The 25,259-nt window shown below is 57.3% G+C and carries 28 protein-coding genes and 1 riboswitch; of the genes, 13 read left to right on the forward strand and 15 right to left on the reverse strand.

What is annotated here, in order from left to right; all coding sequences use genetic code 11:
- The 6 genes from GQS_RS00890 to crcB all read right to left on the reverse strand — a co-directional run bounded on the left by GQS_RS00890 (window position 1) and on the right by crcB (window position 4,456).
- Window positions 1-690, reverse strand: coding sequence for an aspartate/glutamate racemase family protein (locus tag GQS_RS00890; RefSeq protein WP_014011773.1), 690 nt, complete (start codon window positions 688-690; stop codon window positions 1-3).
- 51 nt (window positions 691-741) lie between these two features.
- Window positions 742-1,464, reverse strand: a complete 723-nt coding sequence (locus tag GQS_RS00895; protein ID WP_014011774.1) for a MinD/ParA family protein — start codon at window positions 1,462-1,464, stop codon at window positions 742-744.
- Window positions 1,465-1,556: 92 nt separating this feature from the next.
- Window positions 1,557-2,369, reverse strand: a complete 813-nt coding sequence (locus GQS_RS00900) for a mechanosensitive ion channel family protein (protein WP_014011775.1) — start codon at window positions 2,367-2,369, stop codon at window positions 1,557-1,559.
- Window positions 2,370-2,430: 61 nt separating this feature from the next.
- Window positions 2,431-3,645: a bifunctional phosphopantothenoylcysteine decarboxylase/phosphopantothenate--cysteine ligase CoaBC gene (coaBC, locus tag GQS_RS00905; RefSeq protein ID WP_014011776.1), complete on the reverse strand. Its 1,215-nt coding sequence runs from the start codon at window positions 3,643-3,645 to the stop codon at window positions 2,431-2,433.
- 54 nt (window positions 3,646-3,699) lie between these two features.
- On the reverse strand, window positions 3,700-4,080 hold the full coding sequence (locus GQS_RS00910) for a DUF190 domain-containing protein (protein WP_014011777.1): 381 nt from the start codon (window positions 4,078-4,080) through the stop codon (window positions 3,700-3,702).
- A 4-nt stretch (window positions 4,081-4,084) separates the two neighbouring features.
- Entirely contained in the window at window positions 4,085-4,456 is a 372-nt protein-coding gene (crcB, locus tag GQS_RS00915; protein ID WP_048056497.1) for a fluoride efflux transporter CrcB, read from the reverse strand.
- A gap of 153 nt (window positions 4,457-4,609) precedes the next feature.
- On the opposite strand from crcB, the gene GQS_RS00920 reads away from it, so the two are divergent.
- Window positions 4,610-5,890 carry a sodium:proton antiporter gene (locus GQS_RS00920; RefSeq protein ID WP_014011779.1) on the forward strand — a complete coding sequence of 427 codons (1,281 nt, stop codon included), beginning with the start codon at window positions 4,610-4,612 and terminating at the stop codon, window positions 5,888-5,890.
- Window positions 5,891-5,934: 44 nt separating this feature from the next.
- On the opposite strand, the gene GQS_RS00925 is transcribed toward GQS_RS00920, so the two are convergent.
- Entirely contained in the window at window positions 5,935-6,801 is an 867-nt protein-coding gene (locus GQS_RS00925; protein ID WP_014011780.1) for a hypothetical protein, read from the reverse strand.
- Window positions 6,802-6,825: 24 nt separating this feature from the next.
- A riboswitch (Fluoride riboswitch) is annotated at window positions 6,826-6,900 on the reverse strand.
- Window positions 6,901-6,994: 94 nt separating this feature from the next.
- On the opposite strand from GQS_RS00925, the gene GQS_RS00930 reads away from it, so the two are divergent.
- Window positions 6,995-7,690 carry a peptidase M54 gene (locus tag GQS_RS00930; RefSeq protein WP_014011781.1) on the forward strand — a complete coding sequence of 232 codons (696 nt, stop codon included), beginning with the start codon at window positions 6,995-6,997 and terminating at the stop codon, window positions 7,688-7,690.
- A 29-nt stretch (window positions 7,691-7,719) separates the two neighbouring features.
- Here GQS_RS00930 and GQS_RS00935 read toward each other — a convergent pair whose 3' ends face one another.
- Entirely contained in the window at window positions 7,720-8,184 is a 465-nt protein-coding gene (locus GQS_RS00935; RefSeq protein WP_014011782.1) for a peroxiredoxin, read from the reverse strand.
- A gap of 93 nt (window positions 8,185-8,277) precedes the next feature.
- Between GQS_RS00935 and pyk the strand changes: the two genes are divergently transcribed.
- A complete protein-coding gene (gene pyk / locus GQS_RS00940) occupies window positions 8,278-9,714 on the forward strand; it encodes a pyruvate kinase (RefSeq protein WP_014011783.1) in 1,437 nt (478 codons plus the stop codon).
- Between the two features lie 161 nt (window positions 9,715-9,875).
- Window positions 9,876-10,550, forward strand: coding sequence for an adenylate kinase (locus GQS_RS00945; protein ID WP_014011784.1), 675 nt, complete (start codon window positions 9,876-9,878; stop codon window positions 10,548-10,550).
- Here GQS_RS00945 and GQS_RS00950 read toward each other — a convergent pair.
- Entirely contained in the window at window positions 10,513-11,262 is a 750-nt protein-coding gene (locus GQS_RS00950) for a hypothetical protein (protein WP_014011785.1), read from the reverse strand. The two genes, GQS_RS00945 and GQS_RS00950, sit on opposite strands and share 38 nt — an antisense overlap.
- Window positions 11,263-11,319: 57 nt before the next feature.
- Here GQS_RS00950 and GQS_RS00955 point away from each other — a divergent pair, with 57 nt between their 5' ends.
- The 4 genes from GQS_RS00955 to GQS_RS00970 are packed head-to-tail and all read left to right on the forward strand — an operon-like array spanning window position 11,320 to window position 12,959.
- Window positions 11,320-11,604 carry a MoaD/ThiS family protein gene (locus tag GQS_RS00955; protein WP_369782828.1) on the forward strand — a complete coding sequence of 95 codons (285 nt, stop codon included), beginning with the start codon at window positions 11,320-11,322 and terminating at the stop codon, window positions 11,602-11,604.
- Complete coding sequence (locus tag GQS_RS00960) at window positions 11,605-11,886, forward strand: MTH1187 family thiamine-binding protein (RefSeq protein ID WP_014011787.1); 282 nt, start codon at window positions 11,605-11,607, stop codon at window positions 11,884-11,886.
- Complete coding sequence (locus GQS_RS00965; RefSeq protein WP_014011788.1) at window positions 11,887-12,558, forward strand: class I SAM-dependent methyltransferase; 672 nt, start codon at window positions 11,887-11,889, stop codon at window positions 12,556-12,558.
- Window positions 12,555-12,959, forward strand: coding sequence for a ParB/RepB/Spo0J family partition protein (locus GQS_RS00970; RefSeq protein ID WP_014011789.1), 405 nt, complete (start codon window positions 12,555-12,557; stop codon window positions 12,957-12,959). Before GQS_RS00965 ends, GQS_RS00970 begins: the two co-directional genes overlap by 4 nt.
- Window positions 12,960-12,965: 6 nt before the next feature.
- On the opposite strand, the gene GQS_RS00975 is transcribed toward GQS_RS00970, so the two are convergent.
- Window positions 12,966-15,839, reverse strand: a complete 2,874-nt coding sequence (locus tag GQS_RS00975) for an STT3 domain-containing protein (RefSeq protein ID WP_014011790.1) — start codon at window positions 15,837-15,839, stop codon at window positions 12,966-12,968.
- 10 nt (window positions 15,840-15,849) lie between these two features.
- A complete protein-coding gene (glmS, locus tag GQS_RS00980; RefSeq protein ID WP_014011791.1) occupies window positions 15,850-17,658 on the reverse strand; it encodes a glutamine--fructose-6-phosphate transaminase (isomerizing) in 1,809 nt (602 codons plus the stop codon).
- A 160-nt stretch (window positions 17,659-17,818) separates the two neighbouring features.
- On the opposite strand from glmS, the gene GQS_RS00985 reads away from it, so the two are divergent.
- Window positions 17,819-18,022: a PCNA-inhibitor gene (locus GQS_RS00985; RefSeq protein WP_014011792.1), complete on the forward strand. Its 204-nt coding sequence runs from the start codon at window positions 17,819-17,821 to the stop codon at window positions 18,020-18,022.
- Here the strand turns inward: GQS_RS00985 and GQS_RS00990 are convergent.
- A complete protein-coding gene (locus GQS_RS00990; RefSeq protein WP_014011793.1) occupies window positions 18,017-19,168 on the reverse strand; it encodes a methyltransferase domain-containing protein in 1,152 nt (383 codons plus the stop codon). The two genes, GQS_RS00985 and GQS_RS00990, sit on opposite strands and share 6 nt — an antisense overlap.
- Before the next feature lie 61 nt (window positions 19,169-19,229).
- Here GQS_RS00990 and GQS_RS00995 point away from each other — a divergent pair, with 61 nt between their 5' ends.
- Complete coding sequence (locus GQS_RS00995) at window positions 19,230-20,615, forward strand: membrane-bound dolichyl-phosphate-mannose-protein mannosyltransferase (protein ID WP_014011794.1); 1,386 nt, start codon at window positions 19,230-19,232, stop codon at window positions 20,613-20,615.
- Between the two features lie 169 nt (window positions 20,616-20,784).
- Here the strand turns inward: GQS_RS00995 and rnhB are convergent, their stop codons facing one another.
- From rnhB to GQS_RS01010, 3 genes are read right to left on the reverse strand one after another with little or no spacing between them, the layout of a single operon-like run.
- Entirely contained in the window at window positions 20,785-21,480 is a 696-nt protein-coding gene (gene rnhB / locus GQS_RS01000; protein ID WP_014011795.1) for a ribonuclease HII, read from the reverse strand.
- 4 nt (window positions 21,481-21,484) lie between these two features.
- Window positions 21,485-22,306, reverse strand: coding sequence for a metal ABC transporter permease (locus GQS_RS01005; RefSeq protein ID WP_014011796.1), 822 nt, complete (start codon window positions 22,304-22,306; stop codon window positions 21,485-21,487).
- A complete protein-coding gene (locus GQS_RS01010) occupies window positions 22,303-23,097 on the reverse strand; it encodes a metal ABC transporter ATP-binding protein (RefSeq protein ID WP_014011797.1) in 795 nt (264 codons plus the stop codon). Before GQS_RS01010 ends, GQS_RS01005 begins: the two co-directional genes overlap by 4 nt.
- 209 nt (window positions 23,098-23,306) lie before the next feature.
- Here GQS_RS01010 and eif1A point away from each other — a divergent pair, with 209 nt between their 5' ends.
- Genes eif1A through GQS_RS01025 form a run of 3 tightly spaced genes read left to right on the forward strand, consistent with a single transcriptional unit; the run spans window position 23,307 to window position 25,259 of the window.
- Window positions 23,307-23,681, forward strand: coding sequence for a translation initiation factor eIF-1A (gene eif1A / locus GQS_RS01015; protein ID WP_014011798.1), 375 nt, complete (start codon window positions 23,307-23,309; stop codon window positions 23,679-23,681).
- 43 nt (window positions 23,682-23,724) lie between these two features.
- Entirely contained in the window at window positions 23,725-24,501 is a 777-nt protein-coding gene (locus tag GQS_RS01020) for a serine protein kinase RIO (RefSeq protein ID WP_014011799.1), read from the forward strand.
- 11 nt (window positions 24,502-24,512) lie between these two features.
- Window positions 24,513-25,259 carry a KH domain-containing protein gene (locus GQS_RS01025; RefSeq protein WP_014011800.1) on the forward strand — a complete coding sequence of 249 codons (747 nt, stop codon included), beginning with the start codon at window positions 24,513-24,515 and terminating at the stop codon, window positions 25,257-25,259.

Here is a 25,259-nt window from a genome sequence, read left to right on the forward strand (position 1 = left end):
TCATTCTTTATTCTCGCTCGCTACCTCGATGAGCTTCCTCATGTGGATCTCAACGGTATCAAAGACCTCGGCCTCAACGTCCCCCTGCTTCACTATCAGCGGGAGCTCGGTGCAGCCGAGGATGACGCCTTCGATTCCTTCCTTATCTATGTAGCGGTTGATGAGGTTGAGCACCCAGTCCCTGCTGGCGAAGTTCTCGAACATAAGCTCCTCGGTGATGATTCTGTTCAGCTCGTCCATCTCCCCCTCGTTCGGCGTGATGACATCGAAACCGGCCTCGCGGAGGGCGTTCTTGTAGAAGTCGGCGGTCATGGTGGTCTTAGTGCCGAGGAGGAGAACCTTCCTAACGCCCCGCCTCTCCATCTCCTCGATGAGCGCATCGATTATGCTCACCATCGGGACGCTTACGGCCTTCTGGATCTCCGGGAAGACGATGTGTGGTGTGTTAGCCGAGAGCGATATTATCTCCGCTCCAGCATTCTCAAGGGCCTTGGCGGCCTTTATGAGTATCTCCTTCCTCCCCTCCCAGCCGTTCGGGTTGTGGATGAACTCCTTGAAGTTTATGGAGTAGATTATCAGCTCGGGGAAAACGTAGGGCTCGAACTTTTCGCGGCTTATCTCCAGGTATTTCTTGTAGTAATAACACGTCGCCTCGGGGCTTGTTCCGCCTATTATTCCTATCTTCCTCATGAGAATCACCAAGAAACGGGACATCCCAGGGTTTATGAGCCTTTTGGAGTATTAGATGAAAATTTCTTCGAATGTATAAGAAAGTTTGGCTATCACACCCAGCTCGTCACTCCACGCACAAAGCGGGGCGCCGTTGTGGGTTCCCTCCAGTATCATCGGGTCGTACGGTACCGTGCCGAGAAGAGGGACCTCTAGTTCCTCGGAGACGAACTTTTCAAGGGCCTCCAGGTTCTTTTCTGGTATGAGCGGCTTGTTGAGAATCACCCAGAAGTCCTCGATTCCCAGGTGGAGGAATTTCCTGATCGCCGAGTCCACCCAGTCGTGAAGGTTCCTCAGGGGCACGGTGCTGGGATCTATGACGAGCACATGGTAATCGAGCTCCGGGATGAGCGGGTGGGCGTCTATCGGAAGGCCCGAGGGGAAATCTATGAGGACGGCGCCGTATGCAGGTTTAAAGTACTCGATGAGCGTCGTGAGGCTTTTGAAGGATAGTTTGTGTCGTATTGGGGCGTTGGGGTCGCCCAGGAGGAGATGTAGGTTCTTTATCTCCATGTACGGATACGTTAGCCACTCCAGGTCCATCCTTGGGTTCTCCAGATAGGAGTGAATCGTGTATTTGGGGGTAACCCCAAACTGAAACGCTAGGTTGGGGAAGTACAGGTCGGCGTCGACGAGAAGGGTTCTGATGCCTCTCATGGCTAGGCAGGCCCCTATGTTCGCAGTTAGGGCGGTCTTACCGCTGCCTTCAAAACCGGTTATTCCTATGACCACCATTCTGCTCACTTTGTAACGAGTTCTGATAATAATAAAACTGGGTGGCAAGGTTCAAAAATCTTTTCTTGAAAGTTAAAAAGAGGGAAAGGGCATCACTCGGGCATCTCCCTGACGTGAACGTCGAGCTGCGGGAACGGGATCTCGATGCCCTCTTTCGTGTAGAGCTCGTATATGCCCTTCGTGAGGTCGCCCTTTACGTCCCAGTAGTCGTCCGTCTTGGCCCATGCCCTGAGCTGCAGATTGATAGAGGAATCCGCGAGGGCCGTTATCACGACGCTCGGCTCGGGGTCATCGAGCACCTTTGGATGGCTCTTCATCAGGTCCATGGCAAGCTTTATCGCCCTGTCGAGGTCCGTGCCGTAGGCGACGCCTATATCGACGCCAACCCTTCTCGTTGGCATGCGGGTGTAGTTCACGATTATGCTTCCCCACACGAGCTTGTTGGGTATTGTTATTATCCTGTTGTCGGGGGTTTTGAGCTCGGTGCTCATAAGTCCGATGCCGCTGACGCTTCCGGTCTGACCCGACACCTCAACGACTTCCCCCAGGTCTATGGGCCTAAGGGCGGTTATCCAGACGCCCGCGGCGAGGTTGGTGAGCGTATCCTGCAGACCAAAGCCCAAGATCAAGCCTATGACCGCCGAGAGGCCGAGTATTAGCGGCGATACTGAGATGCCGACGGCACCGAGCGCCACTATGATGACTATGATGTAGAGCAGTATCGCCAGGAACCTCCCCAGAAACTCGATGACGAGCGGTGGGAGCTTCGTTTTCCGCATGCTCTTTTTGAAGAGCGAGACCAGAATCTTTGCCACGATGTAGCCCACTATCAGGATTATCAGCGCCGATACCAGCTGGAACGGCGTAACCCCTATGTAGGGCAGGGGCTCATCCAGAGCCGCCATGCTATCACCTCGAATAGTTTTAGAGAAAATTGGGTATCAAAGTAAAAAAGGTTTTCCTTTTTCACTCGAGAATCGAGGTTATTTCATCCCAGAGCTTCCCGGCCAGCTCGCGTTTGTCCATCCGCGGGAGCTTTTTGACGGAGTCCCTGCCCACGAGGATGACCTCGTTCTCCTCGCTTCCGAAGGCTTTGAGCGTGTTGGCCACAACGAGGTCGCTTCCCGCCCTCTCGATCTGTTTTCTGGCGGCGTTGATGAGCTCCTCCTCGCTGAGGCCGGTCTCCGCCTTGAAGCCGACGAGGAAAGCTCCCGGCTGAAGCTCCTTAATCCTGTCTATTATCTTCGGCGTCGGTTCGAGCTCGAGTGTTAGAGTTTTTCCGCTCTTTATTTTCACGCTGGCCCTTTCCTTGACGCGGAAGTCGCTCACCGCGGCGGCGAGGATAACGATGTCGTATTTCTTGGCCTTCAGCTCACTCTCTATCGCCTGGAGCATCTCCTCAACGGTCTCGACCTCGATCTGGTTCTCTACGAAGCTGGGAACGCTCCCCTTCGTCCTGATGAGCGTGACCTCCGCCCCTCTGAATTCCGCCTCCTCGGCTATTGCGACGCCCATCTTCCCGCTGCTCGCGTTGGTTATGTAACGAATCGGATCTAGGTACTCCCTCGTTGCGCCGGCTGTGACGAGAACGCGCTTTCCTTCGAGTGTCTTTGGATGGAGCTTTTTGATGACGCGGTAGACTATCTCGTCCGTTGTGGCCACCTTCGCCTTGCCCTCCTCGAAGCGGGGCCCTATAAACTCGACGCCGAGCCTCTTGAGCTTCTCGATGTTCTCGACGACTATCGGGTGTTCGTACATGGTGGAGTGCATCGCGGGGGCAATCATTATCGGTGTGTGGGCGAAGGCAGTCGTCACAACGGTTGTGACCGGTGTGTCATCGATTCCGCAGGCGATTTTTCCTATCGTGTTGGCAGTCGCGGGACAGACGAGGATCAGGTCGGCCTTGTTCTCGTGCTCCCCCGCGAGCTCAACGTGCTCGATGAAGCCGGTGATTTCAGTTACGACCGGGTTCCCTGTGGCGAACTCCATGGCGTAGGGGTGGATTATTTTGGTGGCGCTCTCGCTCATAACGGCGTGGACCTCGGCACCGTGCCGTATCAGCTCCCTGGCGAGCTTGACGCACTCGACGGCGGCTATACTCCCGGGAATCGCGAGAACGATTTTTTTGCCAACGAGCTTTCTGCTCTTCGTGGCATGGATCAGTTTGACGTGGTGAAGCATGGAAACACCTCCAGAAGGGGATTCGTTTAACTCATATATAATGTATTGGGAGAATCAAAGCTCCCTGACCGCATCGTCCTCAAATTTTTTCATCTCCTCCGACGTTCCAACCCAGACAACTATCGTCGGCTCGACGGTTATCATGCCGTCCTTTATCATGGGCTTTACCTCGTTTATGGCGTTCTCGATCTTGTATCCCCTGTCCACGACCTCTATCACGATGGGCAGGTCTGTCGAGAGCCTCATTACGTCGGCGGAGTGGACGCGGCTCTTCTTGCCAAAGCCGTAGATGCCGCGGTACACCGTTGCCCCGGCGATGCCCATCTCGCGGAGCCTCTCCACTATCGCCTTGTAGAGAGGCTTTCCATCAAAGCGGTCGTTCTCGCCGATGTATATCTTGAGTCTGAGCGTGTTCCAGTGCTCGACCTCGACCATGAAATCACCTCCGGGCCAGGATGAAGCCCGCAAACACTAGGGTGATCGTGATTATAACGTTTGCCGCGATGTTGAGGCCCGCTATAAGGTACTCCCTCTCGCGGAGGAGCGAAAGGGTCTCGTAGGAGAAGGTCGAGAACGTGCTCAATGCCCCGCAGAAGCCCGTCCCGAAGAACGCCCTCCAGTCGGCGGGGACGTCCATGCCCCAGAAGAGCAGGCCGTAGAGGTAGCCGAGGATCAGGCTGGCCAGGCTGTTGACCATGAGCGTTCCCACTGGAAACTCCCTGTAAACCGGCAGGATTCCCGAGATGTAGAACCTCGCCAGCGCGCCGAGTGCACCGCCGAGCATTATCGCGGTCATTATTCTGAAGTTCATTCTCCCACCCCTGTGGTTCTCGATTTCTGTCCTTCCCAGCATGCCTCCAGCAAACCCTACTTAAGATTTTGGGAAGGCTTTTCTGCCGGAGTGGGCCGCGTTGGCGGCAATACCCTTAAATAATTTCGCGCCGTCCTATGTGGTGTGACCGCCATGTCGGGCGTCCCCAGCTTTGAGTTTGGAATAGAGACAATCGCCCTCGCCTCCCTCCTGGTTCTCCTCTCGGGAATACTGGCGATGCTCATCAGCAGGAAGACGAAGTTCCCATACACCCCGCTCCTTGTTCTCTTTGGTGTTCTCGTGGGGCCGGTTCTGAGTCTGATTCTCCCCCAAACGGCCAGACTGCTGTTCTACTACGTCCGTGCCTTTGGACTCTTCCTGGTTCTCTTTGCGGCCGGGTTCAGCCTTAGACTCGCTGTTCTCAAGGAGCACAAGCTCGTCATAACCCTGCTCGATACTGTTGGCCTTCTGGGAACTGCCCTTCTCGCCGGCTGGTTTTTCTCGTGGGCCTTTGGCGTTCCATTCCCCGTCGGCTTCCTCTTCGGAGCGGTGGTCTCGGGCACCGACCCCGCGACGCTGATACCGCTCTTCCAGGAGCATAAGGTCCCGGAGGATGTCGAGACGATAATCATCACCGAGGCAATATTCAACGGCCCCCTCGCGATAATACTCACGATGGTGGCCCTGTTCCTCATAATCCCGGAGATTCCAGGCTACGCCCCCGTCGAGCCCGTCCTGGAGGGTGCCGGCCTCTACGTTGCGGCCATCGTCTACTTCCTCTACCAGATATTCGTCTCGGCCATTATCGGCGCGGTTATAGCGTACATATCATACCGGGCCATAGTGCGGCTCGGTCTCTACAAAAGCCCCTACACCCAGATACTCGGCCTGGCGATGGCCTTCGGCGGCTACGTTGTTGGAGAGTTCGTCGGTGCCTCGGGATTCCTCGTCGTCACCATCATAGGCCTCATCCTCGGGAACCACCACGATTTCTTCAAGAGGAAAAACAGTAAAGTGGACGATGCCGTGAAGAGGAACATGGAGTTCAACGACGTCCTCTCGACCTTCTCGGTGATATTCATCTTCGTGCTCCTCGGCGCGAGCCTCGACCTCACGGGCCTGCAGTGGGGGACGATAGCCACCTCGCTCTTGGTGGCACTGTTCGTGATATTCGTCGCCAGGCCGCTGGCCTCCCTCGTTGTCCTGCCATTCACGGGCTTCAAGCGGTTCCTCTTCATCTCCCTGGAGGGGCCGAAGGGTGCCGTTGCCGCGAGCATGGCGATACTGCCGGTCGTCCTCGGTAGGGTCTACAACAGTCCCGAGATGATCGCGTGGGGAGAGCTGATACTGAGCGCTGGGCTTATGACGGTTCTGCTCTCGATGCTGCTGGAGTCGGCGTGGGTTTCGCTCCTTAGGGAGAGGCTCCTGGATTAGCCTTTTAATCCTTGGATGTCTTGGAGTGGACTCATTCGCACCACTCAGAGGAACCTCTCCATGAAATCCAGCACGGCCAGGGCCCTGTAGGTGTTCTGGAAGTTCGAGATGCCCAGCTCCAGAGAGCGCCTGAAGCCGCCGTTGGGATTCTGCAGCTGGCGTATGAACCAGACGTGCCTCCTCGGACAGCTGGGGCTCTCGCCCTGAAGTTCCAGCCCCCTGGTAGCGTAGAAGGTCGGCTCAAGGTACGGGGGAAGGCTGTACGGAACCTCGGTGAAGCCGCCCCAGTCCCCGCAGAGCTCGCAGTTCCGGAAGTGAGGACTCCTTGGCGGACGATAGCCGAGTTTGCGGAGGCTGAATATCGCCTGATACGTCATCGTCGTCGTGGGTTGTTTGACTCCGTAGCCGTTACCGTTGCGGAACTTCATGATGAACTCCCTTATGGCTTCCCTCTCGTCGGGGTTGAACTTGATGCCAATTGCATCAAAGGCCTTGACCACCCAGTAGGTTGCCTCCAGCGGCGTCGCCGTCCCGAACTCCTCGCTCCCGCCTAGGCCGACGGCGAATTTGCCCTCCAGCGGGTTGTACTTGGTAAAAACGATGTCAAGGTGCTCCTTCGCAACGTCCTCTGCTCCCAGTATAGCCAGACCTTCAAGGACCATCGCTATCGCCACCACGGCCGTCTGGGGCTGAATTGCGTTGCTCAGAAACTCAATAGTTTTCTCCGGCTCGGGGAACTCGATGCCGAGGAGGTTGTAGATTTTAATCGCGTAGTACGTGTCGTTGACGTTGGTGTCGTTGAGGACGCTGACGAAGCAGTAACCGCCGTCCTTGTGGCGTCTCTCCTCGATGTATCTGATGAGCGAATCAGCGTTAATGAATCGCCCAATGTCATAAAGCTTCGAGCCCATTCTACCGCCTCCTTAAGGTTTTGACGGAGAACAGGCGTCATCAGCCCTCGGCGGGCGGTTCGGCTCGAAGCCCGGGCGGACGCCATCGCCCACGTGACCCTTCAGGATAGCGGTTAAAAATCTTTGTGGTGCACCGGGCTAATCACCTAAAAGCTTAATAAGTCTGGTGAGAGCCTTTTTCTGTGATGAAATCATGGAGTTCATAGCCTTCACATACGTCGGCAACTTCATAAGTGAGGAGTTGATAAAAGAAGTTGTCTTTGACGTATTCGACGGGGCTAACAGGTTCTTTGAAGAGAACGGTCTCCCACTGAGGTTTCTCTACGTTGGAAAGCTCAAGCTCGAGCCGGGTTATCTGATAGACATATACACCCCGGAAGGGAAGATCCGGGCCTATCCCCTTGAGGCCCTCGTCGATGTGCTCCATGCCAAGCTCATCCACGAGATTGAGGAGCGGCCGGATATCAAGATGGATAAGATGTTCGCCCTCACGACTTTTCCCCTGGTTTCCCGCAATCCGTACTTCGACTTCTACGAGAAGTTCCTCGGCATCCATGAAACGAGGCTCGGCCTCAGGATAATGGTGCTTTCGATGAACCCCTTTGAGCCGCCCGAACTCTCTGGGCTGCTGAGAAAGGCGGGTGGAGAAGACGGCCCGGAGAAGGAGTCGCAGGGCCGTCTGAGGGCTTCGCTGGAGCTATTCAAGGCAAGGCTTCTTAAAGGGGTTCTCCACGAGGTGGGCCACGGTTTCGGGCTGGAGCACTGCACCAACCAGTGTGTCATGAACCCGCCCGCCAGTATGGAGGAATGGGATTCGAGGGTGCCCGGCTACTGCAGAACGTGCCTCATCAAGTTGAAGTCGAATCTTTCTTCGGACCACCGGCGGTGAATTCCAACCCTGAATGTCCGGCTTCTTCCTTACTGCCCTCCGCCCACCAGCTTCCTCGCCTCTTCCAGCACCTTCGCCGCATGGCCCTTCGCACGGACGTTGGTCTTCTGCCAGATGATTTCTCCGTGGGGGTTGAATATGAACGTGCTCCGTATAACGCCCTCGTACTCCCTTCCGTAGCTCTTCTTCCTTCCCCAGGCACCGAGGGCCCGTATCAGCTCCGCGTTGGGGTCGCTGAGAAGGGTCACCTTTAATCCGTGCTTTTCCTTGAAGCTCAGGTGTCTCTTGACCGAGTCCTTTGACACGCCGACAACCTGGAAGCCAAGCCTCTCAAACTCCGGAAGGAGCTCGGTGAATTCATTTGCTTCCGTTGTACAGCCGGGCGTGTTGTCCTTTGGGTAGACATAGACGACGGTCCATTTTCCGCCGATTACATCCCGGAGGGTTACCTCCCTCCCGTTCTCATCGAAAACCCGAATATCGAGGGGGTTCATGCCACCACCCATGGAAGTATGGCATCCTAACTATTAATCCTTTTGGCAAAGGTTATTAGGAACCGCGCCGACTACCCGATTAGGTGAGAGAACATGAGGCTTCCCGCTCACAAGACGAAGATCGTGGCCACAATCGGGCCCGCGTCCCTCAAGAGCGAAACGATAGAGGCGATGATAAAGGCAGGAATGGGTGTGGCGCGTATAAACTTTGCCCACGGGGACCTGGAGCAGCACGCCCGCACCATTGAGCTGGTGAGGAAGGCGGCTCGGAGGCTGAACCGCCCCGTGGCGATCCTCGGTGATCTCCCTGGGGTAAAAATCCGCGTCGGCGAGATTGCTGGCGGTTCAGTGACCCTCAGAAGGTGGCAGACGGTAACGCTCACCACCAAGGATGTGGTCGGCAACGAAGGCCTTATTCCGGTCCAGTTCAAGGACTTTCCGAAGATGGTTTCCAGGGGAGACGTCATCTACCTGAGCGACGGTTTCATCGCCCTCCGCGTGGAGGAAGTCCGCGGCACCGACGTGGTCTGTAAGGTCCTGGTTGGGGGAACCCTCTTTTCCCACAAGGGCATAAACGTTCCGAAGGCAAGGATCGCAATAGACGCGGTGACCGAGAGTGACCTCAGGTTCATAGAGTTCGCCATTGAACACGGCGTCGATGCGATAGGCATAAGCTTCGTCGGCTCGGCGTATGACGTCCTCAAGGTCAGGCGCTTTGTTGAGGAAAAGGGCGGCAGGATGTTTATCATTGCAAAGATAGAGCGGCCGGATGCCGTCAGGAACTTCGACGAGATCCTCCGCGCCGCCGATGGTATAATGATAGCGCGCGGCGACCTCGGAGTGGAGATGCCCATAGAGAAGCTGCCCATCCTCCAGAAGAAGCTCATCCACAAAGCCAACGTCGCCGGCAAGCCAGCCATTACCGCGACGCAGATGCTCGAGAGCATGACCGAGGAGAAGCTCCCCACGAGGGCAGAAGTCACCGACGTCGCCAACGCCATCCTTGACGGTACGGACGCGGTGATGCTCTCGGAGGAAACGGCGGTCGGCAGGTATCCCGTCGATGCCGTGAGGATGATGGCCAGGATAGCCAAGGCGATCGAGGCGTACAGGGATTCCCTCTGGTCCGCGCGCATAGTGGAGTGGAAGATGAGCGAGTGGAAGGGCCGGATGCCCAGGAAAGGCACAATAAAGGACACGATAGCAAGGAGCATCATCGAGGCCCTGAACTCGATGGACATCAAGCACATCCTCACCCCGACGAGGACGGGCGAGACCGCGAGGCTCATCTCGCGCTTCAAGCCGAAGCAGTGGGTTCTCGCCTTCGTGCGGGACGAATGGGTCGGCAACACGCTGATGTTCTCCTACGGCGTCTATCCATTCGTCGTGGAGGAGACCAGCGAGGACGAGATACTGCGCCTGATAAGCGGTCTCGGCCTCGTTAAGGAGAACGACACTATCCTGCTAACGAAGGGAACCCCGATAGGGAAGACCGTGGGAACGAACACGATAAGGATTTTCACCGTTTGACTTTTTTTATTCAAGCCGATTTTGGGCCGCCTCGCCGCACGGCGAACGCTTCAGGCCTTCACCCGCTGGGCGGGGCTTCTGGAAGTGCCGAGGGTCCGTGAGACTTTGTGTTCACCGCAATCCTTTTAGCCTCCCGCGAATAACTAACCCGGGTGAGAAAAATGAACATTCTTATTTTTGGTCCGCCTGGAAGCGGAAAGTCCACCCATTCAAGGACGATAACCGAGCGCTATGGTCTGGTCTATGTCTCTTCTGGTGACATGATACGGGCCGAGATAGAGAGGGGCAGCGAACTGGGGAGGGAGCTGGAGAGATACCTTGCAAGGGGTGAACTCATTCCGGACACCGTTGTCAACACCCTCGTAATCTCGCGGCTCAGGCGGAACCGGAAGAACTTCATCATCGATGGATACCCCAGAACGGCGGAACAGGTTCTGGCGCTCGAGGACTACCTCTATGATCACGGCATGAAAATAGACGTGGCCCTGGAGATCTTCATTGAGAAGAAGGAAAGCATAGAGAGGATATCCGGCAGGAGGATATGCCCGAAGTGCGGTGCCGTTTACCACGTTAAGTACCGGCCCCCGAAGGTTCCCGGAAAGTGCGACGTCTGCGGCGCTGAGCTGGTTCAGCGTGAGGACGACAGACCCGAGATCGCCGGCAGCCGCTATGACCTGTACATAAAGAACATGGGGCCGATAATCAAGTTTTATCGGAAGCAGGGGATATACGTCAGAGTGGATGGGCACGATGGGATACCTCAGGTCTGGGAACGCATAAGGCCCCTCCTCGACTACATCAGCTCTCGCGAGTCTCTTTCCCCAGGACGCTCATGAGGTCCCGTATTTCATCCATCTCCGCCAATTCCTCAGCTTCCTTCTCTATCTGATCCAGGCGTTTCATGATGATCCCGACAGTTTTGTCCCCAGGATCGAGTACCCTTGCCCTGACGGATATGTACTCCGCGTTGAGGGTTCTTAGGTAGGAGGATGCCTTGTGGGTGAGGTCTTTCGCGAGGTTTTCCTTTACGCTCGACGGCTTCTCATCTGGCAGCAGCAGGGTGATGGTAAGCTGCGGCCTGCCGTCGGGGGGCATGTTGAGGACGATGGTTGAAAAGTCGATTCTCTTGTCCTTCAGGTATATCACAAGTCCCTTCCCCAGCCGCTCTATCGTTCTCTTGATATCATCAGGGCAGTTCACCACGAGGTTGATTTCTTCCTTCCGCGGCTTTCCGGCCGCCTCTATGGTTCTGAATCCCGCCACCTGAAACCTGGCGTCGTACAGCCTCCCAAACGTGCGGGTGGCGTCCTCGGCCAGCTTCTCAAGGAGGCCGGATATTATCGAGTCCAGCTCGCCGGGAAGAAACGTCTCGGGCCTGCGGATTTCGAAGAGGAATGCCAGCTTTATGACCCTCCCAACCGGCTTCACGCCGACCTTCATGCCAACGAGCTCCACGCCTAGGGTTTCGAGGGCGTCCCGGATGTTTCCGGCGAAGAGCTTCTCGACCACGGGATAATACTCGGGGGGTTCAACGGTTAGTACTGTCATTTGATGGTTCTACGGCGAAATCACTTTAAGGGTTTTGTTCAACTACCTCAGGTGACCATGATGAAGGTCATGTTCTACGCCACGTTCCGCGAGATAATTGGGAGGCGGGAGGTTGAGGTTCACGGGGTGAAGACCGTCCGCGAGCTCATAGATTACCTCGCCGAACATTATACCCCGGAGATAAAGAAGCAGCTCATTGAAACGCCCCGCGTCGGTCCGGATAAGCCCATAGACGGCATGGTCCTCGTCAACGGCCACAACGTCCTTCACCTCAAGGGCCTCGATACCGAGCTGAATGAGGAGGATGTGGTTCATATATTCCCTCCAGCGGGGGGTGGTTGAATGGCGGTTGCTGAGCTCTGCCTCTTCCCGCTCGGCACGGAGAGTCCCAGCGTCGGGGAGTACCTGCGTCCGGTTATCGACGTTATAGCCTCCAGCGGGCTGAAGTACCGGGTCTGTCCGATGGGGACGGTGGTGGAGGGCCCGGTGGATGAGATCCTAGAACTGGTTAAGAGCTGCCACCGGGCGATTCTGGAAGCGGGGGCAAAGCGCGTCGTGATAAGCCTCAAAATCGACGACCGCGTTGATAAGCCGCTGACAATCGAGGGCAAGGTGGGCGTCTGAATGGTCGAGTACTTTGACAGGATAGCCGAACGCTACGACGGGTGGTACCGGACGAAGACGGGCCGCTACGTGGACAGAACGGAGAAGTGGCTGATATTCTCCATGATGCGGACCAATCGGGGAAGGGCCCTCGACCTCGGCTGCGGGACGGGGAACTACACCCTGGAGCTCAAAAGGAGGGGCTTTGACGTCGTCGGCCTCGACGCCAGCGAGGGGATGCTGAGGGTAGCGCGCTCGAAGGGCCTGAACTGCGTCAGGGGAGACGCCTACAGCCTGCCGTTTCCGGATGAGAGTTTTGACCTCGTTCTGAGCGTCACGATGTTCGAGTTCATCCACGAGCCGGAAAAAGCCATCTCCGAAATCCACCGCGTCCTGAGGCCGGGGGGTGAGGCGGTCATCGGCACCATGAACGGACGCAGCGCGTGGTTCCTCTTCAAACGGCTTAAGAGCCTCTTCGTTGAAACCGCCTACCGCTACGCTCGCTTTTACACTCCCGGAGAGCTTGAAGAGCTCCTCCTGGGGGCGGGATTCGGGGAGGTTGAGAGTGCTGGGGTAATATTCTTCCCCTCGTTCTGGCCATTCACGGGGCTGGCCGAGGGAACGGACAGGAAGTGTCACAGGAAATGCAGGAACCTTGCGGCGTTCGTGGCGGTCAGGGGGAGGAAGGTTTGAGGAGGATACGGCTCATAACCCGGGAGGAGGCGTTTAAACGCGCGGAGCACATAATGAACGAATACAGGGCGGCCTACGGTATCGATTTTGAGATAGAGCATTCCTTCCTGCCTGTGGAGCTTCTCGTCCCAACACAGGCGGAGCTCAGTGAGGTGAAGCTTCTCGTGGTGCTGGAAGAGATAAAACACGGGTACGATGCCCCGATAACGGTCATACCCTACGGGGGGCGCTACTATATCCTCGACGGCCACCACAGGGCCTTTGCCCTCTGGAAGCTGGGCTTCAGGGAGGTGGAGGCGCTCGTGCTGCGGCCGAAGAGCCGGTTCCTGCCGGGGGTCGTGAGGACCGCGGAGAAGAGCGGGCTTAGGGGCCTTGGCGGAGTAAAAATAGTCAGGGATTAGGAGGGCTCAGCCCTCCCAGATTACGTACTCCTTCTTCGTTATGAACACCGGCTCCACGCGCTTCTTGACTATGACAACCTTGTCCTCTCCGTACTCCTGGTAGAGCTTCTCGATGTACGCACTGAAAACGTCGGACGGCATCGATGCCTGCGCCGTTATCACGTTGTCGCCGGCCTTGACGCTCAGCTCCTTGACCGGGACGTAGGTTACGATATCCTGGTGGGGCTCGAGGTAGAACTCGTCCTTTTCTATGTCCTTGCCGTTGGGGGCGACGTAGTAAACTATGCTCGCCCTGAGTGCAAGCTGCACATTGCTGTAGTCCTTTCTGAACGCGGCTTTGAGCTCGAGCTGGCCGCTCTGACCCTCATCCAGGAGGTAGCTTGGATTGGCGACCTCTCCGTTTACCTTCGGCTCGCCGTTGAGCACTCCAACCGGGCCGTCCTGAACGAGGACGAAGCGGTAGTCGGTGGCGTTCGGGACAAAGACGCTGACCTCCACGGGGGTCTCGTTGAGGTGGTTTATGCTGAGGCCCTCTGCGAGGGTCTCCCTCTTGATGAGCTCGGTTCCGTTGTAGGCCTCGAAGATCAGGGTCGCGTCCTTGACGTCCCTGCCGAAGGCAGAAATCCAGAGTCTGAGCTTCTGCTCTCCGAGCGGGAGTTTTCCTCCACCCGTGGCGCTGTAAAAGGCCTTCCAGGTGCCGTTCTCATACTTATCGATCCTGTACACTGCGAATGGCCTGAACTCGTAGGTTGAGACGCCTCCGTCGTTGTGGACCGGCTTGAAGTTGGCGAAGAGCTTCTGAGCGTCCCACGGCTCGAAGGAGTACGGGATGTGGAACGCGAGCCTGACGAAGTTGCTGAAGGCCACCTTCTTGTAAGCCAGAACGCCGTAGTTGCCGAACACGTAGAGGACGTAGGGTATATCCCCGCCGCCATTTATGATCATCCCTTTCACGAGATCGACCGTCATAACTGGCTGATACGCTGCCTGGCCGGTGTTTATGTACACGACGGTCTTTCCGCTCTCATTGACATACTGGATGTACTGCATGGGCACGACCTGGAACATTGGGATGTGGCTGTATTCGTAGTAGTTTATCGCACCGCCGAGGTAGCTTATGGCGTTGAACTTGTATATGTCCTGCTGCCAGACTATCATGTAGTTGAGCTCCCAGGCCTCGAAGTCCTGCTCGCTCTCGTTGCCGTAGTGTGAGAAGAAGTCCGCGACTATGTAGCGCCTGTCGTATGCGTGACCACCGTCCGTGGCGGAGCGTCTGTTACCGAGCAGACTCGACTCGATCCAGTAGCCGTAGTCCCACCAGCTCGTGGCGCTGTCGAGCTCGTTGGTGTTCTCTTTGAGCCAGTTGAGGGTGTTTATCCAGTCCGCGGGTACGGAACCCTGGGCCTTGGCGGTGTTCGTCGCGAGGGCCTTGCTGTACTGTGCACCGATTATGGGGAGCGGGAGGAACAGGATTATCAGAAGGATTGCGTAGAGGGCCTTGGTCGTGGTGCTCTCCTTCATGTTCTCCACGAAGAGGAACGCCTCACCGATTGCAACGCCCGCCAGGAGGAGTATGGCTCCCGAAGCCTGGAACACGAAACGAACCGCTGTGAGGAGCAGGTACAGGGAGCCAATGTAGTAACTGACCAGGAATACCTCTTTGTAGCCCGTAAGGTCGTTCCTGACAAGCTTGATCACAAAGCGGGCCAGAACCATGACAAAGCCCGCCAGCGAGAGGAGGAATATAAGGCCGTCCTTGGATTTGACGCTGTAGTAAGCGGCTATCGTCTTCCAGTCCGTCCTGGCGAGCTCGGCTACCGTCTGGTAGAGGGGGTTGGACTGGGAGGCGCTTCCGAGGAACTTGAGCAGGTCCGGTCCAAGGTAGAAGTAGGCCGCGACGAAGCCGAGAACTCCAACGACCGCCACCACTCCAAAGCGGTGTTTCTTGTCCGAGTAGTTGAGTCTGAGCCGCTCGCCGTAGAGCATTATCGCCGCGAGGATTGAAAGCCCAACGAACGCCTCCAGAGAGAACATCAGGAAGCCCTTTATCTTTACGAAGCCGGTGGTGTTGAGGGCCAGTCCGAGCAGGAGTGAGAGTGCGTACATGGGGTAGAACTCCCTGACGAAGCGCTTGAGCTCGTCAATTTTGCCGAAGATGAAGAGCACTACCGTGTGGACCGCGGCGAAGAGCAGGAGTATTCCGACACCGAACTGGCTTCCCAGCCAGACTCCCATGTAGAGGACGCTCGTTATGAGGAAGAGGACCCCTCCCGCTACCTTCTTCCAGTTCCACTCCTTCTCATCGAGGTATATCAGGAGGAAAAGCACCGCGTAGAGGAAGAACATCATGAACGGGCCTTCACCACGGTTGTTTCCTGACATGGTCTTGGTGAAGTTGGCGTAGGAGAACATCATAAAGGCTGCTCCCCAGATGCCCGCCCAGTTGGAGTGGAGCTTCTTTCCGAGGAAATAGACCGCTATAATGGTCATTGCTCCAACGAACGGAGGCCAGAGCTTGAAAGCCCCAAGCACGTCGGTGCCTGAGATGGCGTGGACTATCTTGTAGAAAGCGGCCTGAACCGTGTAGAGGCCGAGCGATTCGCTTATCTTAAGGCCCGCGGGGGGATTGGCCAGCGGGAAGTACTTGGGCAGCCACTCCCTTATCGCAAGGCGGTAAATTTCGTAGTGGTAAAATGTGTCCGGGTCAAGGAAGGTCTTGTAGTTCGAGGTTATGTTCCTCAGTTTGAAGCCCAGATACGCGAGCAGGAGTGCTATCAGCGGAAGGCCGTAGCTCTTGAACATCAGGTAGTATTTTCCAAAGGAGGAGGTTTTTTCCTCCTTTTTCTTCTTTCGCTTTTCCTTAATCTCTGTTTTCACCATTCGGATCACCTCATTCAACGGTAACGGACTTTGCCAGGTTCCTCGGCTTGTCGGGGTCGTTGCCCCTCAAAACCGCTAGGTGATACGCGATGAGCTGGAGCGGTATGATATATACGATGGGGGTCAGCAGTTCGTCGATACAGGGCATCTCGATAAAGGCGCTGGAGACGCGCCTCAGCTCCTCCCTGTCCCCCAGGCCGATTATGAAAGCTCCCCTCGCCCTCGACTCCTCCACGTTGCCCACCATCTTGTCGAAGGTCTTTCCGCTCGGGGCCACCGCGACGACCGGGACGCCCTCCTCGAGGAGGGCAAGCGGGCCGTGCTTCAGCTCGCCGGCACTGAGACCCTCTGCGTGGATGTAGCTTATCTCCTTGAGCTTGAGGGCCCCCTCAAGGGCGGTTGGCACGTTTATGCCTCTTCCAATGTAGAAGAAGTCCCTCCTGTCCGCAAGATTCTCGGCGAGTTCCCTGAGGGCCGCGTCGTGCTTAAGGACGCTCTCCACGAGGTCGGGAACCCTCTTGAGGCCGTCCTCCAGGGAGGAGAGGTACGCCTCATCCGCCGTTCCGAGAACCCTCGCGAGTTCGATGGCGAGCATGGTCAGGACGGTGAGCTGGGTGGTGTAGGTCTTGGTCGCCGCCACGCCGATCTCCGGTCCGGCGTGGGTGTAGAGGGTCATGTCCGCCACGCGGGTGGCCATGCTGCCGACGACGTTGACTATCGCGAGAACCTTAGCGCCCCTCTTCCTCGCCAGCTTCATCGCCGCGAGGGTGTCGGCGGTTTCCCCGCTCTGGGTTATCGCTATTACGAGGGTGTCCTCGTCTATCAGGTCCTCGAACTCGTAGCGGAACTCGCTTGCGTCTTCAACGATCGGAATCTTCTTTGCGAGCCTCTGGAAGAGATACCTGCCCACGAGACCGGCGTGGTAGGAGGTGCCCATTGCGATTATGAATATCTTCTCATAGCGGGCTATCTCCTCCGCCGCCCTCTTCACGGCGTCGATGTTACCGTGGATTGCGTCCTTTATCGCCCTCGGCTGTTCGTATATTTCCTTGAGCATGAAGTGTGGGTAGCCGGACTTCTCGGCCATTTCCAGCGTCCATTCAATCTCCTGGACCGGCTGTTCAACGACCTCGCCGGTTGCGAGCTTTTTAATAACGTAGAAGTCCTTTCCTATGACCGCGTACTCCCCGTCGTCGAGGAAGATAGCCCTGTTTGTGTACTCGAGGAAGGCCGGCACGTCGCTGGCCGCGAAATTCTCGCCGTCCCCTATTCCAAGGACGAGGGGACTTTCGTTCCTCACGAAATAGAGCCGGTCCGGTTCTTCGGCGTAGATTATGCCAAGCGCGAAGGAACCCCTAAGCTTCAGAAGGGCATTCCTCATGGCGTCTTCGAAGCTGGGGGCGCTCTTAAGCTCCTCCTCTATCAGGTGGGCTATAACCTCCGTGTCGGTATCGCTTTTGAAGGTGTGCCCCCGGGAGAGCAGGTACTCGCGAATCTCGGCGAAGTTCTCGATTATACCGTTGTGGACGAGTGCGATCTTCCCGGTGCAGTCGGTATGGGGGTGAGCGTTAATCTCGTTAGGAACGCCGTGGGTGGCCCAGCGGGTGTGGCCTATTCCCCTCTTCCCAGGCATCTCAAGGAGGCCGAGCTTTTCGGTGAGCTCGTCTATGGCGCCGGCCCCTTTCTTTATAAAGAGCTTTCCTCCGTCCTCCGTCACAACGCCGGCAGAATCGTATCCCCTGTATTCGAGCCTCTTGAGCCCCTTGACTATTACCTCGCACGCGGCCCTATCCCCGATGTAGCCTATTATTCCACACACGGCAACCACCCGCTTTATTACTCTCTTCCCTGATAAACCGTCGAGAGTTAAAAGCCTTTCTCAGGGGGGGCTGTTTTCAGGCATTAATATGCTCTTTGGTTCATCCACCGATTGGGAAAAGTCTTTATAGGTGCTTGGGTCATCTACTCAGGGTGGCCGGATGAACAGGACGCTCGATGAGTTCCTTGAGGCGGCTCTCCCGAAGGCTCCGGGGAACGGGGATGGTGGGGAGCGGAGGAGAAAAAAGAAGCGGCTGAAATCAACCAGCCTGGAGTCTTTTCTTCCACAGGAATACGTGGACTACTTCAAGGGGCTCCGCATAGGGTCGAAGAAAATAAGGAACGCCAGGGTGGAGGAGTTATAGCGCCTCGGCTACCACGGCCTTCCCGCCGACCCTGAAGACGAAGGCCCTTCTGTCCCCGCTCAGGTTGGCCTCTATCCTCTTCCTAACCCGCCAGTACTCCTCCTGGGGGATGCTGAGCTTGAGCGTGGCCCTTCCGAAGCCCTCCCTCCTGAGGAAGTCGTTTATCCTCACCGGGTGGAACGGGAGGACGCCGACCACGGCGTAGGTTCTCTTGAGGTACGGGCTTTTCAGGGGTGCGTCGCCCGTTGCAAGAACGCGTCTCTTTTCGCGGAGGAGCATTTTGGCCTCCCCGTTTAGAACGTGGAGCAGCTCGTTCAGCAGGTCGGCGTAGTCAACGGCCTGCGGGACCTCGTAGAGGTACTCGCCGGGCTCGTCCGTCCACTCGAGGATGTTCTCAAGGTCCGGATTGCTCTCCAGCCTTGCCCCCGCTGGAAGAACAACCGCGCTCCTCTCCGCACTGGCGAGGGGTTCGGTGTAGAAGGTCAGCCTGTTGAGGGCCCCGAAGAGGTCTATGTACTCAAACTCCCCCTTCCAGGGTATCCTCTCGCGCCTTATCTGCGGCGGGAGGTCGAAGATGAACGCATCGGCCCGGGATTTGTACGCTTCGTAGATTCTCAGCGGGCTGGGCAGGAGGTCTTCCAGCCGCCTTTCGGGCATTTCCGGGGGCCTGGCGGGGTCTGAGAAGACCACCTCGGCGTCGATCCTCCCGACCGTCTCGGGGGCGAGCGAGTCGGCGTTGATGAACTCGATGTTCGAGACTCCGTACTTTTCGGCGTTTCTCCTGGCGAACTCAACCTTTGCGGGGTCTATGTCGATCCCGTAGGCCCTCTCAACCTTCATGGCGTAGAATATGAGCTGGATTCCGATACCGCAGGAAACGTCCGCTATGCTCCTCACGCCGGCCTTCTCAAGGCGCTCCGAGCGGTACCTCGCGACCATCTCGTGGGTTGAGTAGCGCAGACCCTCGAGGTCCATCCAGAGGTCGTCGCGCGAGAACTTGTCCTTCGCCTTGATCCGCGCCCTGGCTAGCTCCGCGATGATTTCCCAGTCACTGCCGAGCCTTGCGCGGAGCTTCCTCTCGTCGTAGCCCTTTCTAATCAGCTCTACAGCTTCCCTGACCTTCTCCTCGCTTATCCCTTCGAGCATGTTTTCGCCTAAGGGGAGAGGCTTAAAAACGTTGCCCGCGATATTCCTGCCTGGTGGTATAATGCAGTGGCGAAGGATAGCCTTCATTCTGATAGTTGCCGTCACTATCATCGGCTCCATGTGGTACCTCTACGATTTTGCCTCTCAGCCCGTTTTTCGTGACTACGTGGGGGATGAGGTCTGGTACGTCCCCGCGGCCAGGAACATCCTCCACAGGCTCGGTGTTGACCTGACCTACGTGAACGAGACCACTGGCTCCCGGGGTGTAAACGTCATCTTCTCCAACCAGAGCATGCGGATAAAATACCAGTACAGAGTGGAGAAAATCGCCATGGGGCACGGGGCGACCTACGAGAGGGAATACCTCAAGTTCCCGGGCGTTTACTTTGAGCTTCCCCCCGACGAGTTCGGGCCCTTCCTTGAGGAAGTCAGGAGGGAAATACCCGAGGGGGCTTACTACACGGTTCCCGGCTACTGGTATCCCGACAAGGACAACATCCAGAACTACCTCAACACCGAGCATCCTTTCCTAGGGAAGGACCTCATAATGCTCGGCATGCTCTTGGAGGATAAGCCGATAAACTGGCGCGTCCCCGGCATCATAGCCTTCGCCCTCATCGAACTCCTCGTCGTCCTCGCGACTTACCGGGTGAGCGGGAGCTATCTGGCGGCCCTCATAGCCCTGGCCTTCACCGTGGCTGACCCCACCCTCCAGGCGATGTCTGTGGTGGCCATGCTTGACATCCACGTCGCCCTGTTCGTCGCCCTGTTCGTGTTTTTCCTTGCCTACGACAGAGACCGCCTCGCGGCCTTTGCCATCGGACTCGCCGGCTCCACCAAGCTCAGCGGCGCCTTCGGGTGGCCCGTCCTTCTTGGGAGGGCCCTCAAAAGGGGGAAGAACCTCATCGGCTTTCTCGTGACGATAGCGGTTCTTCCGGCGGTCGGATTTCTCCTGCCGAACGTTCCGGCGATGGTGGCGATCGGACCGAAGAAGTGGTTCGACGAATTCCTCGGAAGCTTCAGGTGGCATCTCTCCAACAAAGGCGGCCATCCCGCCGCCTCTCCCGTCTGGGAGTGGTTCATAAACAAGAAGGCCTTCGCCCTGCACTACAACCCGGACATCTTCGCCCAGACCGATCCCTTCCTCCTCCTGGCGATGGTGCTCTTCATCCTTGCCCTCCCGTGGCTTTACAGGAAAAAATCTGGAATCCTGGCATCTTTTGGAGTGTTCTGGAGCACCGTGGCCGTATTCCTCCTCCAGTACGCGCTTGGGGGCACGACACAGTTCAGCTTCTACGCAACCGCCCTGGTTCCCCCCGCGGCGGTGGTCATGGGCGTGGCCCTCAACGAGCTCCTCCGCTGGGAGGCCTTCAGGGAGTCAATCTGGCTCTACCTGGAGTGGCTGCTGGAGGTAAAGGACAGGATAAGGCTGAGGCTGGGGAGGTGAGGACTCCCAATACTAATCCAGAGTTAGTACTAATCATGTTTAGGAGAAACGGCATCGACATAGAGCCAGAACTCGAAGAGTCCCGGCAGTTCTTGGTAGAATTCCGCTACTGGGGAGAGAAATTTGGGGAACCAGGGAGTTCCTGAAAGGGGTTGCTGATTGGGTTATCTCACTTCTTCAAAAACTCGTCCAGGCTGACCTGTCCTTTCTTCTTCGATTTTCTGGCCTCCATCTCTGCCCTCAGCTTCTCCTCGATCTTCTTCAGCGTCTTCCAGCTCCTCCTGACTATCGGCGGGAACTCGCCGTGCTCGCGGTAGTAGTTCTCCAAGAACGCCCTCGTCCTCGGGTCGCTGGGATAGCCGCTCCCGATCTCGCCGTACTTCTCCTTCAGCTTCTCTATCGCCCTGTCGCGGGTTACCTTCGCTATTATCGAGGCCGCTGAGACTGGCACGAACTTGTCGTCGGCCTTGTGCTCCGCTATTATCTCCGCCTTAAAATCCAGCCTCTTCCCGATGTCCTCGCCGAAGCGGGCCTCCTTCACGTCGGCGGCGTCAATGTATATTACGTCGGGCTTCACCTTGAGCGAGTTGAGAGCCTTGACGAAGTTCTCCACTTCGAACTCGTTTAAAGTTCCCTCACGGGAGTCTATCTCCTCCGGCCAAAGCTCCAGAACCACGTAATCGTCCAGCAGAGATATTATCTCGTCGAACAGCCTCTCACGCCGCCTGGGGGTGAGCTTCTTAGAGTCCTTAACCCCAAGCTCCTCGAGCTTTGGAACGTTCCGTTCATCCACAACAACCGCCGCTATGGCCATGGGGCCGATTACGGGGCCCCTGCCGGCTTCGTCGATTCCAGCGAGCTTCAAAGTCTCACCTCCTGAAGAGCAGAGCGCCGTAGATGACGCCTAGCATTATCGTCGCCAGGCCGCTGGGGGGTATGTCGGTAAAGTAGGCGAGGATCACGGAGGACACCTGGACGCCCAGGGTGAGGAACAGGCTGGCCCCGATGACCTTGCGCAGGTCGCTGCTGACCATCAGCGCTATCGCGCCCGGAAGAACGGCTACCACCTGGAGGGTTATGAGGCCGACGGTCTGGACGATGAGGGCGCCGATGGCACCGACGAGGACGTAGAGGATCATGAGGTAGGCCCTCGCGTTGCCCCCGTAACTCTCCATGCCCTCCGGGTCGAAGCTGAGGTAGAGGAAATCGCGGTACAGGAAGAGGACGACGAAGAAAAGAAGGGCACCCCCGAGGACGAGGACGGTAAGGTCGTCGAGGGTTATCAGGAAGATGTCCCCAGTGAGGTAGGAGACTATGCTCTCGCCGAGCGGGAAGTATGGCCTGGTCGCCATCACCTTGTAGAGCACGCCAAAGCCGAGAACCGTGAGGCCGGCGACAAAGCTGGCCACTATTCCAACCGCGGAATCCGGGGAGAACCCGAGCTTCTCAAGCTCCGCTATCGTGAGCACGACAATGACTGTGACGACGAGTGCAACGAGCATGACCAGGGAGAGGTTCTCGAACAGCAGGCCGAGTATCATTCCGAGAACCGCACCGAAGAGCAGGGAGTGGAAGAGGGCGTGGGTTAGGAAGGCCAGTCCCTTCGTGTTGATGAGCGGGCTGAGCATGCCGAGCAGGACGCTTACCATGACGCTGGCAAGGAGGGCCCTGATCAGATACTCCGGAATCACCGCCCGCCACCCCCGTGCCTGTGCAGGTGGACGTCGCCGGTTATGCAGAAGAGCTTGCCCTCAACGGGTATGACCCTTGCCAGCGGGCCGTATACGGATTTGATTATCGGGTCCTGAAGGACGTTCTCCGGACTTCCGAAGGCTATCAGGCGTCTGTTGAGGAGCATGATTTTGTCCCCGACCTCGATTAGGGGGTTGATGTCGTGGGTTGTGATGACCATCGTCACCCGTCTCTCGCGCTTTATCTTGGCCAGAACGCTGGCGACCTCCGCCCTTGCGCTGGGGTCCAGGGCGGAGAGCGGCTCGTCGAGGAGGAGCAGTTTGGGGTCGCTCATCAGGGCCCTCGCGAGGAGGACGCGCTGCTTCTGACCGCCGCTCAGCTCGCTGAAAAGCCTGTCACCCACTTCCGCGAGCCCGACGAAGCCGAGGACTTCCCCCGCCTTCTCCATAGTCTCCGGCGGGAGCTTGAAGTGGACGAAGCCGCGGCGGTAGACGCCGCCCATCGCAACGACCTCCAGGGCGGTGAGAGGAACCCTCTCGTTGAGGCTGTGGCTCTGGGGGACGTAGCCTATTAGCTCCTTCGCCTCGCAGGGCGGTTTCCCGAAGACCTCCAGCCGTCCGGTGTAGTCCCTGTGGAAGCAGGCGATTGCCTTGAGCAGGGTCGTCTTGCCGGCCCCGTTGGGGCCGAGCAGGAGGAGCGTCTCGCCATCCTCGAGAGTGAAGTCTACCCCCTCCACAGCGGGCTTTCCGTCGTAGAGTATCGTGAGGCTTTCGGCGGTTATTGCCTCCATGGTCATCTCCAGACTCCAGTTTAAGCGGTGCGTTTTTAAACCTTAATGTGCCCTTACTGGACAGATATGGGCAATGGAAGGGCAGGGTTTTTTTCTCTGCCTTGGACTTGTGCAAAAATTTTAAAAGCACATGCCTGTACTCTCGTTAGAAAATTTTTGCAAGGCTCAGGTTTATAAGGGCTCGAGCCTATCCGCTGGAGGTGATGATCATGGCGTACCACAGAGGAAGAGGCAGAAGAAGTGGGGGAAAGAAAAAGAACAGGCAGGTTCAGGGTGACGAGGTCATCCGCGTTCCCCTCCCGAAGGAAGGACAGCTGTTCGGTGTAATCGAGCAGGCCCTGGGGTCCGGATGGATGGACGTGAGGTGCTCCGACGGGAAGATCAGAAGGTGCAGGATACCGGGCAAGCTCAAGAGGCGCATGTGGATGCGCGTGGGCGACGTCGTCATAGTCCAGCCCTGGGACGTGCAGACCGAGGAGCGCGGAGACATAGTCTACCGCTACACCAGGACTCAGGTGGACTGGCTCCTGAGGAGGGGCAAGATAAGCCAGGAATTCCTCAGCGGCGGCGAGCTCCTGTTCTGAGCCCGCTTCTTCTAAAATTCCGGCTGTCAGCGAGTGATGGGGAATGCGCGAGGATGTAATAGAGCGCGAAATCGAGGGAATGCTAGGCCTCCGGGAGAGGCGCGAGAAGGACAGCGACCTCTATAAGATAGCCAATGAGGTATTCGACAGAACGACGAAGGAGACCCTCGCCTACCTCCACAGGAGGGGAAAGATCGAAACCCTCTACGGCGTCATCAGCACGGGCAAGGAGGCCAACGTCTTCGCCGGCGTGGACGCCGAGGGGAACAGGATAGCCGTTAAGATATACCGCACGTACACGACCGAGTTCCGGCGCATCTGGGAGTACCTCGCGGCAGACCCCCGCGTCGGCTACCTGCCCAAGGATATGCGCAAGCTGGTCTTTGTTTGGACAAGGAGGGAGTTTAAGAACCTCCAGCGGGCGATAAAATATGCGGTTCGCGTTCCCGAGCCGGTTATCTTCCGCAACAACATCCTTGTGATGGAGTTCATTGGGGACGAGCTCCCCGCACCCCGCATCAAAGACGTTGAGCGTTCGCTCGAGCCTTCGGACTTTGAGGAGCTTTACGACTTCACGATGGGCGTCATCGAGAGGCTCTGGAAGCGCGGGGACATGGTGCACGGCGACCTGAGCGAGTACAACATACTGCTCCACGACAGGCCCGTCGTGATAGACTGGTCGCAGGCAACGGTGAAGAGGAACAGGATGAGCGTGGAGCTGCTCAGAAGGGACCTTAGGAACGTCATAAACTACTTTGGGCGGAAAGGCGTTGATGTTGATGATTTCGACGATAAGTTCCGTGAGCTGGTTGGGGTTTAGAGGGTGAGAGCATGGACGAGTTTGAGAGACTGCTGAAGAAGTATGAGCGGATAGACAAGGACGGCCGGCCCGCCAGGGGCGGTCGCGATGAGGAGATCACCTACGCCGCGGAGGGCGAGCAGGAGGAGTTCATAAGAATCCCCCGCGACAGGGTTGCGGTCGTCATAGGCAGAAAGGGACAGACCAAGAGGGAGATAGAGGAGAGGACCAAGACCAGGATAGAGGTGGACAGCGAGACCGGCGAGGTCTTCATAACCTCCACGGAGGAGACCAGCGACCCCCTGGCCGTCTGGAAGGCGCGTGACGTGGTAATGGCCATAGGCAGGGGCTTTTCTCCCGAGAGGGCCTTCAGGCTCTTCAACGAGGGGGAGGTTCTTGAGGTCGTCAACCTGACGGATGTAATAGTAGGCAACGATAAGAACGCCCTTCCCCGCGTCAGGGGGAGGATAATCGGAAGGAAGGGAAGGACGCGCGAGATAATCGAGGAGATGAGCGGTGCGGATGTGAGCGTTTACGGAAAAACCGTCGCGATAATCGGCAACCCGATCCAGGTCGAGGTTGCCAAGACCGCCATAGAGAAGCTCGCCAGGGGCTCCCCGCACGGCGTCGTTTACAAGTACCTTGAGCGCAGAAAGAAGGACCTCGAACTCGAGAGCACGACCTACTACGAGGCCCTTGAAGGGGAGCCGGGCGATTTCGGGGAGAACTACGAGGGCCCCGATGAGGACTACGATGACGAAGACTTTTGGGAGGACTGA

The organism is Thermococcus sp. 4557 (assembly GCF_000221185.1).
Lineage (GTDB): Archaea > Methanobacteriota_B > Thermococci > Thermococcales > Thermococcaceae > Thermococcus.

What these genes read in the sequence shown, in the direction of transcription:
- GQS_RS00890 (WP_014011773.1), bottom strand. Translation starts at nt 690, where the DNA reads ATGAGGAAGATAGGAATAATAGGCGGAACAAGCCCCGAGGCGACGTGT.
- GQS_RS00895 (WP_014011774.1), bottom strand. Translation starts at nt 1,464, where the DNA reads ATGGTGGTCATAGGAATAACCGGTTTTGAAGGCAGCGGTAAGACCGCC.
- GQS_RS00900 (WP_014011775.1), bottom strand. Translation starts at nt 2,369, where the DNA reads ATGGCGGCTCTGGATGAGCCCCTGCCCTACATAGGGGTTACGCCGTTC.
- coaBC (WP_014011776.1), bottom strand. Translation starts at nt 3,645, where the DNA reads ATGCTTCACCACGTCAAACTGATCCATGCCACGAAGAGCAGAAAGCTC.
- GQS_RS00910 (WP_014011777.1), bottom strand. Translation starts at nt 4,080, where the DNA reads ATGGTCGAGGTCGAGCACTGGAACACGCTCAGACTCAAGATATACATC.
- crcB (WP_048056497.1), bottom strand. Translation starts at nt 4,456, where the DNA reads ATGAACTTCAGAATAATGACCGCGATAATGCTCGGCGGTGCACTCGGC.
- GQS_RS00920 (WP_014011779.1), top strand. Translation starts at nt 4,610, where the DNA reads ATGTCGGGCGTCCCCAGCTTTGAGTTTGGAATAGAGACAATCGCCCTC.
- GQS_RS00925 (WP_014011780.1), bottom strand. Translation starts at nt 6,801, where the DNA reads ATGGGCTCGAAGCTTTATGACATTGGGCGATTCATTAACGCTGATTCG.
- GQS_RS00930 (WP_014011781.1), top strand. Translation starts at nt 6,995, where the DNA reads ATGGAGTTCATAGCCTTCACATACGTCGGCAACTTCATAAGTGAGGAG.
- GQS_RS00935 (WP_014011782.1), bottom strand. Translation starts at nt 8,184, where the DNA reads ATGAACCCCCTCGATATTCGGGTTTTCGATGAGAACGGGAGGGAGGTA.
- pyk (WP_014011783.1), top strand. Translation starts at nt 8,278, where the DNA reads ATGAGGCTTCCCGCTCACAAGACGAAGATCGTGGCCACAATCGGGCCC.
- GQS_RS00945 (WP_014011784.1), top strand. Translation starts at nt 9,876, where the DNA reads ATGAACATTCTTATTTTTGGTCCGCCTGGAAGCGGAAAGTCCACCCAT.
- GQS_RS00950 (WP_014011785.1), bottom strand. Translation starts at nt 11,262, where the DNA reads ATGACAGTACTAACCGTTGAACCCCCCGAGTATTATCCCGTGGTCGAG.
- GQS_RS00955 (WP_369782828.1), top strand. Translation starts at nt 11,320, where the DNA reads ATGATGAAGGTCATGTTCTACGCCACGTTCCGCGAGATAATTGGGAGG.
- GQS_RS00960 (WP_014011787.1), top strand. Translation starts at nt 11,605, where the DNA reads ATGGCGGTTGCTGAGCTCTGCCTCTTCCCGCTCGGCACGGAGAGTCCC.
- GQS_RS00965 (WP_014011788.1), top strand. Translation starts at nt 11,887, where the DNA reads ATGGTCGAGTACTTTGACAGGATAGCCGAACGCTACGACGGGTGGTAC.
- GQS_RS00975 (WP_014011790.1), bottom strand. Translation starts at nt 15,839, where the DNA reads ATGGTGAAAACAGAGATTAAGGAAAAGCGAAAGAAGAAAAAGGAGGAA.
- GQS_RS00985 (WP_014011792.1), top strand. Translation starts at nt 17,819, where the DNA reads ATGAACAGGACGCTCGATGAGTTCCTTGAGGCGGCTCTCCCGAAGGCT.
- GQS_RS00990 (WP_014011793.1), bottom strand. Translation starts at nt 19,168, where the DNA reads ATGCTCGAAGGGATAAGCGAGGAGAAGGTCAGGGAAGCTGTAGAGCTG.
- GQS_RS00995 (WP_014011794.1), top strand. Translation starts at nt 19,230, where the DNA reads ATGCAGTGGCGAAGGATAGCCTTCATTCTGATAGTTGCCGTCACTATC.
- GQS_RS01010 (WP_014011797.1), bottom strand. Translation starts at nt 23,097, where the DNA reads ATGGAGGCAATAACCGCCGAAAGCCTCACGATACTCTACGACGGAAAG.
- eif1A (WP_014011798.1), top strand. Translation starts at nt 23,307, where the DNA reads ATGGCGTACCACAGAGGAAGAGGCAGAAGAAGTGGGGGAAAGAAAAAG.
- GQS_RS01020 (WP_014011799.1), top strand. Translation starts at nt 23,725, where the DNA reads ATGCGCGAGGATGTAATAGAGCGCGAAATCGAGGGAATGCTAGGCCTC.
- GQS_RS01025 (WP_014011800.1), top strand. Translation starts at nt 24,513, where the DNA reads ATGGACGAGTTTGAGAGACTGCTGAAGAAGTATGAGCGGATAGACAAG.